The 14,368-nt window shown below is 73.9% G+C and carries 13 protein-coding genes; 9 read left to right on the top strand and 4 right to left on the bottom strand.

The genetic code is table 11. The features are described from left to right. Positions 1-55: 55 nt before the first annotated feature. Complete coding sequence (locus BSB02_RS42985) at positions 56-1,507, bottom strand: neutral zinc metallopeptidase (RefSeq protein ID WP_276206329.1); 1,452 nt, start codon at positions 1,505-1,507, stop codon at positions 56-58. 180 nt (positions 1,508-1,687) lie between these two features. Here BSB02_RS42985 and BSB02_RS14340 point away from each other — a divergent pair, with 180 nt between their 5' ends. From BSB02_RS14340 to folP, 6 genes are all read left to right on the top strand, one after another. Further along, entirely contained in the window at positions 1,688-2,557 is an 870-nt protein-coding gene (locus BSB02_RS14340; RefSeq protein ID WP_084959274.1) for a LysR family transcriptional regulator, read from the top strand. A 500-nt stretch (positions 2,558-3,057) separates the two neighbouring features. Further along, positions 3,058-4,074 (top strand): glycosyltransferase family 2 protein, encoded by a 1,017-nt coding sequence (locus BSB02_RS41435; RefSeq protein WP_206184685.1) that lies wholly within the window; start codon positions 3,058-3,060, stop codon positions 4,072-4,074. After that, the gene (locus tag BSB02_RS41430) at positions 4,071-4,454 is read left to right on the top strand and encodes a hypothetical protein (RefSeq protein ID WP_206184684.1); all 384 of its coding nucleotides are present in this window, start codon (positions 4,071-4,073) and stop codon (positions 4,452-4,454) included. The genes BSB02_RS41435 and BSB02_RS41430 overlap by 4 nt, the downstream gene beginning before the upstream one ends. A 100-nt stretch (positions 4,455-4,554) precedes the next feature. Then, complete coding sequence (locus tag BSB02_RS14330; protein WP_084959273.1) at positions 4,555-6,447, top strand: acyltransferase family protein; 1,893 nt, start codon at positions 4,555-4,557, stop codon at positions 6,445-6,447. Then, positions 6,444-6,908 carry a LamG domain-containing protein gene (locus BSB02_RS14325; RefSeq protein WP_084959272.1) on the top strand — a complete coding sequence of 155 codons (465 nt, stop codon included), beginning with the start codon at positions 6,444-6,446 and terminating at the stop codon, positions 6,906-6,908. The genes BSB02_RS14330 and BSB02_RS14325 overlap by 4 nt, the downstream gene beginning before the upstream one ends. 11 nt (positions 6,909-6,919) lie before the next feature. Next, positions 6,920-7,768 carry a dihydropteroate synthase gene (gene folP / locus BSB02_RS14320; protein WP_084959271.1) on the top strand — a complete coding sequence of 283 codons (849 nt, stop codon included), beginning with the start codon at positions 6,920-6,922 and terminating at the stop codon, positions 7,766-7,768. Here folP and BSB02_RS14315 read toward each other — a convergent pair. From BSB02_RS14315 to BSB02_RS14305, 3 genes are all read right to left on the bottom strand, one after another. Beyond that, complete coding sequence (locus BSB02_RS14315; protein WP_084959270.1) at positions 7,734-9,134, bottom strand: pyridoxal phosphate-dependent decarboxylase family protein; 1,401 nt, start codon at positions 9,132-9,134, stop codon at positions 7,734-7,736. The genes folP and BSB02_RS14315 overlap by 35 nt on opposite strands. Positions 9,135-9,215: 81 nt before the next feature. After that, entirely contained in the window at positions 9,216-10,544 is a 1,329-nt protein-coding gene (locus tag BSB02_RS14310; protein ID WP_084959269.1) for a sensor histidine kinase, read from the bottom strand. Continuing rightward, a complete protein-coding gene (locus BSB02_RS14305) occupies positions 10,537-11,211 on the bottom strand; it encodes a response regulator transcription factor (RefSeq protein ID WP_084959268.1) in 675 nt (224 codons plus the stop codon). Before BSB02_RS14305 ends, BSB02_RS14310 begins: the two co-directional genes overlap by 8 nt. Positions 11,212-11,320: 109 nt before the next feature. Here BSB02_RS14305 and BSB02_RS14300 point away from each other — a divergent pair, with 109 nt between their 5' ends. The 3 genes from BSB02_RS14300 to BSB02_RS14290 are packed head-to-tail and all read left to right on the top strand — an operon-like array spanning position 11,321 to position 14,317. Then, a complete protein-coding gene (locus BSB02_RS14300) occupies positions 11,321-12,412 on the top strand; it encodes a LolA family protein (RefSeq protein WP_143590646.1) in 1,092 nt (363 codons plus the stop codon). Beyond that, a complete protein-coding gene (locus tag BSB02_RS14295) occupies positions 12,409-13,365 on the top strand; it encodes an ABC transporter ATP-binding protein (RefSeq protein ID WP_084959266.1) in 957 nt (318 codons plus the stop codon). The genes BSB02_RS14300 and BSB02_RS14295 overlap by 4 nt, the downstream gene beginning before the upstream one ends. Next, positions 13,352-14,317 carry an ABC transporter permease subunit gene (locus tag BSB02_RS14290; protein ID WP_084959265.1) on the top strand — a complete coding sequence of 322 codons (966 nt, stop codon included), beginning with the start codon at positions 13,352-13,354 and terminating at the stop codon, positions 14,315-14,317. The genes BSB02_RS14295 and BSB02_RS14290 overlap by 14 nt, the downstream gene beginning before the upstream one ends. The last annotated feature ends 51 nt before the right edge of the window (positions 14,318-14,368 follow it).

Below are 14,368 nucleotides of genomic sequence, written 5' to 3'. Positions count from 1 at the left end.
AGAGCCGCCTAAAAGATCTTGATCCACAGGTCTTGACGATTGCTCAGCGGTGACGCTAGGACGTCGACTCGGCCGAGGCCAGCCACGTGTTGCACTGGTACGGCTTCGTCCGCTCCCAGCCCTGCCGGAACCACCGGTAGTTGTTGGCCGGTGAGCCGTGGTCGCGGGGCCAGCCGGGATGGTCGCCGATCCGGGAGTAGAACGCGAACAGCTGCGCCCGCCGGCCGGACGGCACCGGATAGCTGGAGGCCACCGAGCGCATCCACATCCCCGCGAAGCACGTCGCCTGCAGCTCCAGCCGCCGGCTCAGCGCCAGGCGCCCGCTCTGGCTGGAGCTGTCCAGATGGCGCCGCCAGTGCGAGCCGAGGATGCCCGACAGGTTCTGCACGTGGTGACCGTACTCGTGGGCCATCATGCTGATGATCCCGCCGTGCCAGGAGATGATGTCGCCGTAGCCGATCTGGCGGCCGTTGCCGCGCGCCATCGCGCTGGTGGAGGCGTAGATCGTGTTGTTGCGCGGGCAGTAGTAGGGCACCATGCTGCCCGGCGAGGGGTAGTCGCCGCACGCGCCGCGCCCGCGCACCGGCGCGATGGCGTACCCCGGCGGGCTCCACTGGATCCCCACCCGCTCCAGCACGGGCGCCCAGGCCCGGTCCATGCACTTGCCGGTCTTGAGGATGAGCGCCTTCAGCTGGCTGTGGCTGTAGATGCTGGCGTTGCCCGCCCGGCACGTGAGCCTGGGCAGCCCCGTGCTGCGGTACAGGCTGTTGGTCTTGAGGCTGTAGTCGACCTGCACCTGCTTGGGCGGATTGACGGTCTGCTGGTCGTCGCCGTTCTGACTGGTGTTCCGGTCGCTGTCCTGGCCGGTGTCCTGCCGCCGCGTGGGACGCTCGGTGGGCAGCCGCGTCGGCTCGACCGGCTCGCGGGTGGCGCGCTCGGGCGGCTCGAAGGTGGGGATCGCGACCGGCGTCGTCGTCTCGCGCCCGCCCGCCTCCTTGAGCATCGCGCCCGCCACCACCAGCAGCACGAACACCGCCGCCAGCGAGCCGACCACGATCCCCACGACCATGAGGGCCCCGCCGCCGCCGGACTTGCGCGGCCGCTGCGGCCACTGCCCGCCGTACGGGCGCGGCGGCACCGGCGGTGGCGGCGGCGCCCAGCCCGGCCGCGGCGGCGGCGGTCCCTGGCGCTGGTACGGCCCGCCCTGCCCGGGATGCTGTCCGCCCTGCCCGGGGTGCGGCCCCTGACCCGGGTACGGCTGGCCCGGGTACGGCTGGGCGGGTCCGGGACGGGCCGGTCCGGAGGGCGGCGCCGGATGCGGCTGCCCGGGAGGCGGGCCCGGCTGGTGCGGTCGGCCGGGCGGCGGCGCCTGGTGGGGGAGCGGGGCGCCGGGCCGGGGCGGGTAGTTGGGCGGCGGCCAGGGCAGCGAAGGCGGTCGCTGGGGCGGGGGAGGCGGCGACTGCGGCCGCCGGTCGTCCGGCGGAGGATAGTGGCCGTTGCCTGCCAAGACATGCCCCCTTTACCCAGAATGCCCCACTTTTCCGGGCCTTTATCGAATATGGGGCAGAAGCATACTGATTTATCTCCCGTCACGGATGTAGCGGTATGCGACTACGCTCCGAAATCGCGCGAGGTGATCTCCGCTATGTGCCGGACCGGGCCGCGACCCGTGCCCTAGCTTCAAAGCATGAATCTGCAGCAGCTCCGCTATGTGGTCGCGACTGCGGAGCACCGCACCATGACCGACGCCGCCAGGTCCCTCTACATCGCGCAGCCTGCGCTGTCGCGCGCGATCAGGGACCTGGAGCGAGAGCTCGGCATGACGCTCTTCGCCCGTTCGGGGCGTGGTGTGGTGGTCACCGCGCAGGGCCGCCGAGTGGTCAAGCTGGCGAGGGAGGCGCTCGACGCCGTGCGCGAGATCGAGAGCCTGGCCGGCCACGGCGGCACGTCGGAGGCGGAACTCCGCATCGCCTCCACCCCCAACCTGGAGCCCGGGCTGGCGGCGCGCCTGTTGCCCGCCTACGCCGCCGAGCATCCGGGGGTGCGCGTGCACATCGTCCGTTGCGACGGCCGCGAGGCCGTCGTCAGCGCCATCCGGGACCAGCGGGCCGACCTGGGCCTGACCGACCTGCCCGTCCCGCCCGACCTCGTCACCCATCCCGTCGAGCGCCAGGAGATCGTGCTGATCTCGCCGCCCGGCCTCGACCTGCCCGACCCGGTCCCGGTGTCCCGGCTCAACGGCCTGCGCCTGGCCCTGCCGGCCCGGGGCAGCCTGCGCCGCAGGGAGCTGGAGGCCATGTTCGGCAAGTACGCCGTCCGGCCGATCGTCGTGCTGGAGACCGACGAGCGCAACGGCTGGCTCAAGGCGGCCACCTCGGGGCAGGCCTCCCTGTTGTGGTACCGGGGCATGGCCGAGCAGGCCGCCCGCGCCGGTCTGGTCGTCCGCTCCCTCGAACCCGCCGTCCGCCGCGTCATCGCGGTCGTCCACGCCCGCCGCCGCCTGCCGCTGATCGCGCAGGACTTCCTGGCCCTCACCGAGAAGGGGTCGGCCGCCTAGCCGTACGGAACGATCCACCCGAGCCCGTGCCTGATCCAGGCATACCGCGCCAGGCTCGGGGATCCGGCCGCCGCCCGTTGAATTTTCACGTTTTCTGTGGCTTTTCCTGTGGATTTTTCTGTGAAGTGCGCCACACTAGGCCGATAAATTCGGACGTTGTGTCAAATAGGCGGACTTATCGCGTTCAGAATGCCGTTCAGTTCACCGCCCCTTCCTCGTCGCGTCGCTCACAATTAGATAAGTTTCTTTACTGTTAGAGCGATGATGCCTGGATACAGGGGGTGCTCGGCATGTCCTCCGCCATGATCACGTCCGAGCCGCGACCGGAAAGAAGCCTTCAGCGAAGCTTTCTTCCGCAGCGCTTTCTTCCACAATGCTTTCTTCTGCAGCGCTTTCTTCCACAACCACCAACAGATTCCGAAATTTCCCTCTATTTCGGCCCGCAGAAGCGATGGGTCGTCCTCGCCATCCCCCTTTCGCTGACGTTCACGGCCGGAACATTGTTCCTCTTCTCCCTCCGCCATCCCGTCCTGCTGCCGTTCCTGGCCGTGCTCCTGGTGAACCTGGCCGGCTGGGCGCTGGCGTACGTCGACGGCCAGCGCCGGCGCACCACCACCTGGGAGTCCCACCTGCTGCTCGTCCGCTCCTGGCGCCCCGCGAGGGTGCCCGGCGTGGACGTGCTGCTGCCCACCATGGACGAGCCGGCCGAAGTGCTGCGCAACACCTTCGCCCACGTCGCCCGCCTGGAGTGGAACGGTCCCATGACCGTGCTGGTCCTCGACGACGCCGGCCGCCCCGAGGTGGCCAGGCTCGCCGAGGAGCACGGCTTCGCCTACGAGCACCGCCCCGACCGCGGCCATCTGAAGAAGGCCGGCAACCTCGGCCACGGCCTGCGCCGTACCGGAAACGAGCTGGTCGCCGTCTTCGACGCCGACTTCGCGCCGCGGCCGGACTTCCTGCGCCACCTGGTCCCCTACCTGGAGGACCCCGGGGTGGCGATCGTCCAGTCGCCGCAGTTCTTCGACACCGAGCCGGGCATGCCGTGGGTCCAGCGGACCGCCGGGGCCGCCCAGGAGCTGTTCTACCGCTGGCTGCAGCCCTCGCGCGACGCCGACGGCGCCGCCATCTGCGTCGGCACCAACGTCGTCTACCGCAGGAGCGCGCTGGAGCTCATCGGCGGCTTCCCGAAGATCGACCACAGCGAGGACATCTACACCAGCGTCGCGCTGATGAAGCACGGCCTGCGCACCAAGTACGTGCCCGTGCTGCTGGCCAAGGGCCTGTCACCGGACAACGCCGGCTCCTACGCCGCCCAGCAGTACCGCTGGGCCATGGGCTGCCTGAGCCTGCTGTTCAGCCGCGACTTCCACCGCACGCCCATGACGTGGCGGGTCCGGCTGTCGTTCTGGAGCGGGTTCGTCTCCTACTTCGTCTCGGCGGTCAACATCGCGGCCATCCCGCTCCCGGGCCTGATCATGCTCTACGCCTACCCGGCGACGTCCGCGCCTGGCACATGATCCCCTTCCTCGGGCCGCTGTGGGTGACGCTGGTCCTGCTGCCCGCCACCTCCGTCGGCCGCTACCGCTTCGAGGTGGTCCGCGCCCAGACGCTCTACGCCTACTGCCACCTGTTCGCCATCTGGCACGCCCTGCGCCGCCGCGTCGCCGCGTGGGTGCCCAGCGGCGGCCGGGGAGCGCGCCGGTCCCCGCTGGTGCGCACCGTCTCCCGCGTGGCGCTGGCCTGGCTGACGCTGACCACCGCCGCCGTCTGGGCGGGCATCGCCTGGCGGGCCCCCGAGTACGGCTGGGCCCGCTACTGGGCGCTCACCGGCTTCGCCGTGGCCGGCACCTACATCGCCCTTCCCCTGATCCGCGACCTGTGGAGGTTCGCCCGATGAACCACCGGCTGCGCTGGCCGGAGGCCCTGGCCATCACCGCGCTGCTGCTGTTGTCCGCCGTCGTGGCCACCGGCTGGGCCGACCTGCCGCCCCTGGCGCCATGACGGCACACCGCAAGGACATCGAGGGCCTGCGCGCCGTCGCCGTGCTGTTCGTCCTGGCCTTCCACGCGGGCGTGCCCGGCCTGGGCGGCGGCTTCGCCGGCGTGGACGTCTTCTTCGTCGTCTCCGGCTTCCTCATCGCCGGCCTGATCGTCCGCGACCTGGAGGCCGGGCGGTTCCGTCTGGCCGGCTTCTACGCCCGCCGGGCCAGGCGCATCCTTCCGGCCGCCGGGGTCGTGCTGGTGGTCACCGCGCTGGCCGCCTGGCCGCTGCTGCCCGCGCTGCGCCTGCGCGAGCTCGCGGCGGACGTCTTCACCGCGGCGCTGTCGGCGGCCAACTGGCGCTTCGTCGCCCAGCAGACCGACTACCTGGCCGCCGACCGCGACCCCAGCCCGCTGCTGCACTTCTGGTCGCTGGCCGTGGAGGAGCAGTTCTACCTGGTGTGGGCGCCGCTGGCGCTGCTGGCCTTCCGTCTCGCGGGCCGCCGGGCCGTGGCCGTCGCCGCGCTGCTGCTCACCGGCGCCTCGCTCGCGCTGTGCCTGTCCTGGGACGGCCCGGCCGCCTACCTGGCCACCCCGGCGCGCGCCTGGCAGCTCGGCGTGGGCGCGCTGGCCGCGCTGGCCGCGCCGTACCTGGCCCGCCTGCCCCGGCTCGCCGCCGCTGCCGCGGGCACGGCGGGCGGGGTCGTCCTGGCCTGGTCCCTGGCCCTGGACGAGACCGGCTACCCCGGGCCGCAGGCGCTGGTGCCGACGCTGGGCGCGGCGGCCGTGCTGCTGTTCCGCTCGCCCGTCTCGACTCTGCTGGGCCATCCCGCGCCGCGCGCCATGGGACGCCTGTCCTACTCCTGGTACCTGTGGCACTGGCCCGTCGTGGTGCTCTTCGGCGCGGGCCAGCCGTGGCCGGTCAAGCTCGCCCTGGTGCTGGGCGCCGCGCTGCCCGCCTGGCTGACGATGAAGCTGGTGGAGGAGCCGGTCCGCTTCTCCCCGGTGGTCACCGAGTTGCCGCGCCGCGGCCTGGCCGTGGGCGCCGCCGCCATGGCGATCCCGGTGACCGCGGCCCTCCTGCTGGGCGGGGTGAGCGCGCCCCGGCAGGCGGTGGCCGTGGCCACCGTGGAGCCCGTGGAGCCCGTGGAGCCCGCCCCCACCGTGGACGTGGCGGCGGCCCGCGCCGACTACCCGCCCTCCCGGGGCTGCGAGGTCGAGCCGGCCGCCACCACCAGCCCGCCCTGCCTGTTCGGCGGCCCGAGCAAGGATCGGATCGTGCTCATCGGCGACTCGCACGCCGGTCAGTGGTTCTCGGCGGCGCTGCGGATCGCCCAGCGCCGCGGCTGGGCGCTGGAGGTGCTGACCAAGCCCGGCTGCCCGCTGCCCGCGATCACCGTCGTCGACCCCCGGCTGGGCCGGGAGTACCGCGAGTGCGACGCCTGGCGCGAGCACACCCTGCGCAGGCTGGAGGGCGAGCCGCCGCCCCGGCTCGTCCTGCTCGCCTCCCTGGCCACGTATGCCGGGCCCGAGGCCACCCTGCGCGGCTGGCGCACCACGCTCGCCCGGCTGTCACGGCTCGGCACGCCGCTGGTCCACCTGCGCGACACCCCCCTGCCGGGCATCGACGTGCCCTCCTGCCTGGCCGCCAGGCCCGCCCGCCAGTGCGCCTTCCCGCGCGAGCGCGCGCTCCCGCAGGACCCGCTGGCCGAGACCCGGCAGCCGGGCATGTGGCGGCTCGACGTCACCGAGGTGCTGTGCCCCGGCACCGGCCCGGCGTGCCCGGCCGTCCTGGACGGGGTCGTCCTCTACCGGGACGGCTCCCACCTGACGAACACCCTGGTCGTGCGGCTCGCGCCCCGCCTGGAGCGCGACCTGGAGGACCTCGACCTGATCCCCACGGTGCTATGAGGACGATCATCGCGTTGCTGCTGCTCCTGGCCACCACGGGCTGCGCGGCGCTGGACGGCAGGGGCCGCCTGGCCATCACGCCCCTGCTGTCAGGCGGCCGGTGGACCTCGGGGCGGGTCAGGACCCGGCGCGAGGACTTCGCCGTCCCCGCAGGCGGCACGACGCCGGGCGGGCCGTGCCGGGAGCCCAGGGGCCTCACCTCGGGCGAGCACCCCTGCCCGGCCTGCAACGGGTCCTTCCACACCTACGCCGTGGAGCTGACCGGCAGCCGCACCACGTGGTTTTTGGACGGCCGGCCGTACTTCACCCTCGGCCGAAGCCTGCCGCGCCGCTTCTTCCTCATCCTCAACGTGGCCGTGGGCGGCGGGCTGCCCGCCGCCCACGGCGGCGGCCCCACCCCGGCGACCGTGCCTGGCCGCCCGATGCTGGTCGACTACGTCAGCGTCGCGACCCGCCAGTAGGCTCGAGGTCGATGAGCACTCTGCGCCTGGGCGGCCGCACGTTCGGCCCGGGGGAGTTCGCGGTCATGGCCGTGGTCAACCGCACCCCCGACTCCTTCTTCGACCGGGGAGCGACCTTCGGCTTCGAGGCCGCGCTGGCCGCCGTCGACCGGGCCGCCGAGGCCGGGGCCGACATCGTCGACATCGGCGGGGTGAAGGCGGGCCCGGGCGACGAGGTCGACGCCCGCGAGGAGATCCGGCGCGTCGCCGGGCTGGTCGAGGCGGTGCGCGAGCGCCACCCCGGGCTGCTCGTCAGCGTCGACACCTGGCGGGCCGAGGTCGGCGAGGTGGTGGCCAAGGCGGGCGCGCACCTGCTCAACGACACCTGGGGCGGGGTCGACCCGCGCCTGGCCGAGGTGGCCGCCGCGCACGGGGCCGGGCTGGTGTGCGCGCACGCCGGGCGGGTGACGCCGCGCACCAGGCCGCACCGGATCGGCTACGACGACGTCGTGGCCGACGTGGTCGCCTACACCACCGGCCTGGCGGAGAAGGCGGTCAAGGCGGGCGTGCCGCGCGAGTCGGTCCTCATCGACCCCGCGCACGACTTCGGCAAGAACACCTACCACTCGCTGGAGGTCAGCCGCCGCCTGGGCGAGCTGGTCGCCACCGGCTGGCCGGTGCTGGTGGCCGTGTCCAACAAGGACTTCGTGGGCGAGACGCTCGGCGGGCTGCCCGTCGAGCGCCGCCACGCGGGCACGATCGCCACGCTGGCCGTCTCGGCGCTGCTGGGCGCGCGGGTGTTCCGCGTCCACGACCCCGCCTCGGCCCGCACGGCGCTGGCCGAGGTCACCCGGTTGCGTACAGAGCCGAGAAGAACCTGACCAGCACGGCCTCCCGCAGCCGCGGCGGCAGGGCGTCGAGGATCGCGTTGACCATGGCCATCTCCGGCTCGCCGTCGAAGTCCGCCCCTGCCGAGGCCGCCAGCTCGGCGAACTGCCCGTCGTCCAGCGCGTCCAGGTCCAGCCCGGCCACCAGCTCCACCAGCCCCTCCGGCGGTACGGCGGGGCCGCGCCGCCTGGCCGCCTCCGTGGCGGCGGCGATGGCCTCCAGCATGGCCTCCACCCCGGCCAGCGTCACCCCGGTGACGGTGACGTGCAGGTTCTTGGGGATCCCCGCGAACGACAGCTGCGGCTGCAGCAGCCAGCCCAGCTTCCTGGCCTCGTCGGCCAGCACGAACACGTCCACCTCGGCGGAGGCGAAGGCCACCAGCGAGGACTGCGGATCGCCCAGCACCCGCAGCCCCGGGATGGCCGCCAGCCCCGCGCGCAGCCGCCGCGTCGCCTCCAGCGTGGCCCGGCCCAGCTCCCGGTAGCCCTCCCGGCCCAGCGCCTGCAACGTCGCCCACGCCCCGGCCAGCGGCCCCGCGGTCCTGGCGCTCTGCACGGTCGGGTTGACCAGGGTGTAGCCGGGCCAGGCGGCCGAGGCGAAGTAGGCGCGGCGCCGCCAGGCGGGGTCCCTGAACAGCACCACCGAGGCGCCCTTGGGGGCGTAGCCGAACTTGTGCAGGTCGCAGGAGATCGACGTCACGCCGGGCACGGTCAGGTCGAAGGCGGGGACGTCGGCGCCGGCCTCCCGCAGCCACGGCAGCAGCCAGCCGCCGACGCAGGCGTCGACGTGGCACGGCACGCCGAGCGCGGCGATCTCCGCCACCGGGTCGACCACGCCGTGCGGGTAGGCGGGCGCCGAGGCGACGACCAGGCAGGTGGTCTCGTCGACCGCCTTGGCCATGGCGGCGGGGTCGGCGCGGAAGGTCTCGAGGTCGACCGGCACCTGCCGGACCCGCAGGCCGAGGTAGTGCGCCGCCTTGTGGAACGCCGGATGCGCGGTGACCGGCAGCACGAGCGTGCCGCGGCCGGGGGAGGCGTCGCGCGCCGCCTTCACCGCCAGCATGATCGACTCGGTGCCGCCGCTGGTGAAGATGCCGTGCCCGCCGCCCAGCAGGTCGGCGACCGCGCCGACGACCTGGCGCTCCATCGCCACCACGCTGGGGAAGGCGGTGGGGTCGAGCATGTTGACCTCGAGCAGCTCCAGGTAGGCGCGGGCGGCCGCCTCGTGCACCTCCGGACGCCCGGTGTCGTAGACGTAGGCGGTCACCCTGCCGCCGCGCACGGGCAGGTCGCGCCCGCGCAGCCGGGCCAGCTCGGCCAGCAGGTCCTCGGCGGACCGGCCGCTCTCCGGAAGATCCATGCCGGGACCGTACGGCCCGCGCCCGGCGGGGGTCAACGCGCCTCCCGCGGGCGAGCACCGGCCTGGCCGCCCGGCGGGGGGTCAACGGCCGAGCACCGGCAGCCGGACCACGGCCCGCAGGCCGGGATCGGCATCCTCCAGCCTCACCGTGCCGCCGTGGGCCAGCACCGTCTCGCGGACGATGGCCAGGCCCAGCCCCGCGCCGCCCTGGTCGCGGCCGCGCCCCTCGTCCAGCCGGGTGAAGCGGTTGAACACCCGCTCCCGGTCCTCCGGCGGGATGCCCGGCCCGTCGTCGGTCACCGTCAGCGTCCCGTCGGCGGTGAGCGCCACCTCCACCCGGGAGGCGGCGTGCCGTACCGCGTTGTCCAGCAGGTTCGTCAGCACCCTCCCCAGGTCCAGTTCGTCGCCCCGCACCAGCGCCGGCTCGCACGCGGTCACCGCGACCATGGGGTGCCGCTCCGCCGTGCGCCGGACCACCTCGTGCAGCTCGACCGGCTCGCGGCGGGCCGGGACGCCGCCGCGCTCGTCCAGCCTGGCCAGCGCCAGCAGGTCCTCGGCCAGGCGCGACAGCCGCAGGGTGTCCTCGAGCACGCCCTCGGCCGTCTCCTTCCAGTCCTGCCCCTCCGGGTGGCCGAGCGCCACCTCCAGCTGCAGGCGGATGCTGGCCAGCGGGCTGCGCAGCTCGTGGGCGGCGTCGGAGACCAGGGCCCGCTGCCGCTCCTCGGCCTCCTCCAGCCGGGCCAGCATGTCGTTGAGCGTGGTGGCCAGCGAGTGCACCTCGTCGCGCGACTGCGGCACGGGCAGCCGCCGGGACCGGGCGGTGTGGGTGATCTCGGTCGCGCCCCGGCGCAGCGCGGTGATCGGCCGCAGCGTCCTGCCGATGATCACCCAGCTGGCGGCGGCCAGCACGATCGTCAGCACGGGCGTGCCGGCCAGCAGCACCTTGCCCGCCGCGTGCAGGCTCTTCTGCATCTCCCGCACCGACCTGGCGGCCAGGACGGTCTGCCCGCCGTCGGCGGCGACCGCGATGACCCGCAGCCCGCCGCGCGTGTACCGGGGCTCGCCGTCGCGCAGCGCCCGGGCCCGGTGCCCGGCGTCCAGCAACGGCACCAGCCGGTCGGTGCCGGGCGTGGCGTGGGTGATGCGCCCGGTGCGGTCGAGGACCTGGATCATCGTGCCGTCGTCGGTGGTGAGCGGCCGGGGGATCGTCCCGGCGTCGGCCATCACGCGCACCGCCTGCGCCCGGGTGCGGATCGTCTCGTCGCTGCTGTCGGTCAGCGTCTTGGTCAGCACGCTGAGCAGCACGGAGGCCGACATCGCCAGCGCGAAGGCCAGCACGGCGGAGGCCGCGACGGTGAGGCGGAAACGCAGGCTCTGCCGCCGCCACCAGGTCAGCGGGGAGTCAGCCACCGTCGCCGGCCAGCCGGTAGCCCGCCCCCCGCACGGTCTGCAGGGAGCTCCTGCCGAACGGCGCGTCGATCTTGCGCCGCAGGTAGCCGACGTAGACCTCCACCACGTTCGGATCGGTGTCGAAGGTGTCCCACACGTGCTCGAGGATCTCGGCCTTGGACACCACCTCGTCGCGGCGGCGCATCAGGTACTCCAGCAGCGCGAACTCCCGCGGCGTGAGCTCGACGGGCTCCTCGCCCCGCCGTACCTGCCGCCGGGCCGGGTCCAGCGACAGGTCGCCCGCGGTCAGCACCGCCGGGCGGCGGCCCGCGTCGCGGCGCAGCAGCGCCCGGAGCCTGGCCACCAGCACCACGTAGGAGAACGGCTTGGTCAGGTAGTCGTCGGCGCCCAGGTCCAGCCCGTCGGCCATGTCGTACTCGCCGTCCTTGGCCGACAGCATGAGGATCGGCACCCAGTTCTCCTCCGCGCGCAGCTGCTTGCACACGTTGTAGCCCGACAGGCGCGGCAGCATGATGTCCAGCACCACCACGTCGTAGTCGCCTTGCCTGGCCAGGTGCAGCCCCTCCTCGCCGTCGTGGGCGAGGTCCACCGCGAAGCCCTCCGCCTGCAGCCCGCGCTGGAGCGCGGCGGCCATCCGCCGCTCGTCCTCGACGACCAGAACCCTCATGCCCGGGAGTCTAGGCAAGGGCGGCTGAGAGCCCTCTCAGCCCGTCTCAGGCTCCGCTCAGGGCTCCTCACGCAGGCTCGTCACATAGCCAATACCGTGAAGGAGTGACATGCGAACAGGCAAGCTCGTGAGGTGGGGCGTCCCGGTCGCGGCCGTGGCGGTGATCGGCGCCGCCGTCGCCGCGGGGCCGGTGATCGCGGCGGTGGGCGCCGACCCGGTCCTGCCCGAGCGCACGGCGAGCCGGCTGCTGGCCGACGCCGCCGCGGCGGCCCGGCGCAGCGACGGCCCGCCGCCCATGTCCGGCACCGTGACCAAGACCGCCTCGCTCGGCCTGCCGCAGCTGCCGGGCGGCCCGGAATCGCCCGCGGCCCTGCTGTCGGGGGCGCACGAGGCCAAGGTCTGGTACGGCTCGCACGACCGGCTGCGGGTGGCGCTGCCAGGCGAGATGAGTGAGAAGAACCTCATCGTCAACGGCGAGCAGGCGTGGCTGTGGGACAGCTCCAGCAACACCGCGACCAAGATCAAAATGCCTGCGGGGGAGGGGCAGCCGGTCACCCCGCAGCCGACCGACCTGACCCCGCAGCAGGCCGGCGAGCGGCTGCTCGCCGAGGCGGACAGGCACTCGACCGTCTCGGTGACCAACACCGACCGGGTCGCCGGGCGCCCGGTCTACCAGCTCGTCCTCACCCCGAAGGACCCGGCCACCCTGGTCAGGGAGGTGCGCCTGGCCGTCGACGGCGAGACCTACGTCCCGCTGCGCGTCCAGGTGTACGCCAAGGGCTCGGCCGAGCCGGCGTTCGAGCTGGGCTTCACCGAGATCGCCTTCGAGCCGCCGGCCGAGGAGAACTTCACCTTCACCCCGCCGCAGGGCGTGAAGGTGGAGGAGAAGGACCTCGGCTCGCTCCGCCCCGACGAGCGGTCGCACGAGGGGCACAAGCAGGAGGACCCGCCGGTCAAGACCGTCGGCGACGGCTGGGGCACGATCGCCGTGCTGCCGTTCGACCGGGCGTCGGCCGCCGAGGGGGAGGGCCGGCAGGTCCTCGACTCGGTGCTGGCGGGCGCCACGCCGGTCAGCGGCTCGTGGGGCAGCGGCAGGATCGTGAAGTCCAAGCTGCTCACCGCGCTGCTGACCGACGACGGCCGGCTGCTGGTGGGCGCCGTGACGCCGGACAGGCTGATCGAAGCGGCGGGCACCAGGTGACCGTCGGGCACGACGCGGGGGCGCCCTCCGGGGCGCCCGCCGCCATCCGCACCCGCGGCCTGACCAAGGTCTTCAAGGGCGGCCAGGTCGCGGTCGACGCCCTCGACCTGGACGTGCCGCGCGGGTCGGTGTTCGGCTTCCTGGGGCCCAACGGCTCGGGCAAGACCACCACGATCCGCATGCTGCTGGGGCTCGTCACGCCCACCGCGGGGGACCACGCGCTGCTCGACCGGCCGCTGGCGGAGGCCCTGCCGTCCGTCGGCGCGGTCGTCGAGGGGCCCGCGTTCTACCCCTACCTGTCCGGCGAGGCGAACCTGCTCCGCTACGACGCCGCCAACCCGGCCTCCTCGGCGCGGGACGCGCGCTCGCGCGTCGGCCAGGCCCTGGAGCGGGTCGGCCTGTCGGCCGCGGCGGGCAAGCGGTACCGGGCCTACTCGCTGGGCATGCGGCAGCGGCTGGCCATCGCGGCGGCCCTGCTGCGCCCGCGCGAGCTGCTGGTGCTCGACGAGCCGACCAACGGGCTGGACCCGCAGGGCACGCGGGAGGTGCGGGCGCTGGTCAGGGAGATCGCCCGGGACGGGACGACCGTGTTCGTCTCCTCGCACCTGCTGGCGGAGGTGGAGCAGATGTGCACGCACGCGGCCGTCATGAGCCACGGCCGGCTGGTGGCGCAGGGGACGATCTCCTCGCTCCACGGCGGGCGCCCGGCGCTGCTCCGGGTGGAGACGCCGCGGGCCGCGGAGGCGGCGCGGATCCTGGACGGGCTGGGCCTGGCCGAGGTGACCGCGGCGGGGTCTCACGTGACCGCGGAACTGGGCGGCCACGCCCCCGAGGAGATCAACGCCGCGCTGGTACGGCAGGGCGTCCCGGTGCGCGGGCTGGCGGTCGTGCGGCCCAGCCTGGAAGAGGTGTTCGTGGGACTGACGGGGGAGGGGTTCGATGTCGACGGCTGACATCTCGGCAGCCGGGACGTCCACGGCCGGGGTTTCGACGCCCGCGGCCGAGGCGTCCGCTGCCGGAGCATCCGCGGCCGGGACGGAGGTCCTCGGGCAGGCGGCGGCGTCGGCCAGGACGGCCGGGCGGTCCGGCGGAGTCGCCGCCTTCGCGCGGCTGCTGGGCTCCGAGCTCGGCCTGACCTTCCGGCGCCCGCGCAACCTCGTCATGCTCGCGCTGCTGGCCCTCGTCCCCGTGCTGATCGGCGTCGTGGTGCGCACCTTCGGCTCCGACGGCGACGCGGGCGGCATCGTGGCGGCGACGGCGGGCAACGGCCTGATGCTGACCTTCGTCTCCCTCTACGTCCTCGTGCCGCTGCTGATGCCGGTGGCGGTCGCGGTGGTGGGCGGCGACGCGATCGCGGGCGAGGCGAACGCGGGCACGCTGCGCTACCTGCTGACCGCACCCGCCGGGCGCACCAGGCTGCTCGCGGTCAAGTACCTCAACGCCGTCGTCTTCTCCCTCGCGCTGACTGTGACGGTCGCCGCGACCGCGCTGATCACCGGCCTGGCGTTGTTCCCGGTCGGCGACGTGACGCTGCTGTCGGGCACCACGGTCACCATGGCCGAGGGGCTCCTGCGCACGCTCCTCATCGTCGGCTACGTCACAGCCGGCATGGCCGCGCTCGCCGCGGTCGCGATGGCGCTGTCCACCCTCACCGAGATCCCCATCGGAGCCGTGGCGGGCACGGTCGTGCTCATCGTCGTCACCCAGGTGCTGCGCGCCATCCCGCAGCTGGACTGGCTCGCGCCGTACCTGCTGCCCACCCGCTGGACCGGGTTCGACGCCGTCCTGCGGGACCCCGTCGCGACCTCCGACCTCGGGCAGGGGCTGCTGGCGTTCTGCGCGTACACCGTCCTGTTCGGCTCCCTGGCGTGGGCCCGCTTCACCAGCAAGGACATCACCTCCTGAAACGCCTCCCGAGACACAGCGCGCCGCGGCCGGCCGGGGGCGCCGGCCGTT

Origin of the sequence: Thermoactinospora rubra (genome assembly GCF_002093975.1) — a bacterium.
Taxonomy (GTDB): domain Bacteria; phylum Actinomycetota; class Actinomycetes; order Streptosporangiales; family Streptosporangiaceae; genus Nonomuraea; species Nonomuraea rubra_A.
This window is presented reverse-complemented; position numbering and strand designations above follow the sequence as displayed.

Excerpts from the sequence above, each read along its gene's own strand:
- BSB02_RS14340 (WP_084959274.1), top strand. The coding sequence starts at position 1,688 with ATGAATCTGCAGCAGCTCCGCTATGTGGTCGCGACTGCGGAGCACCGC.
- BSB02_RS14300 (WP_143590646.1), top strand. The coding sequence starts at position 11,321 with ATGCGAACAGGCAAGCTCGTGAGGTGGGGCGTCCCGGTCGCGGCCGTG.
- BSB02_RS14315 (WP_084959270.1), bottom strand. The coding sequence starts at position 9,134 with ATGGATCTTCCGGAGAGCGGCCGGTCCGCCGAGGACCTGCTGGCCGAG.
- BSB02_RS14325 (WP_084959272.1), top strand. The coding sequence starts at position 6,444 with ATGAGGACGATCATCGCGTTGCTGCTGCTCCTGGCCACCACGGGCTGC.
- folP (WP_084959271.1), top strand. The coding sequence starts at position 6,920 with ATGAGCACTCTGCGCCTGGGCGGCCGCACGTTCGGCCCGGGGGAGTTC.
- BSB02_RS14330 (WP_084959273.1), top strand. The coding sequence starts at position 4,555 with ATGACGGCACACCGCAAGGACATCGAGGGCCTGCGCGCCGTCGCCGTG.
- BSB02_RS41430 (WP_206184684.1), top strand. The coding sequence starts at position 4,071 with ATGATCCCCTTCCTCGGGCCGCTGTGGGTGACGCTGGTCCTGCTGCCC.
- BSB02_RS14305 (WP_084959268.1), bottom strand. The coding sequence starts at position 11,211 with ATGAGGGTTCTGGTCGTCGAGGACGAGCGGCGGATGGCCGCCGCGCTC.
- BSB02_RS14290 (WP_084959265.1), top strand. The coding sequence starts at position 13,352 with ATGTCGACGGCTGACATCTCGGCAGCCGGGACGTCCACGGCCGGGGTT.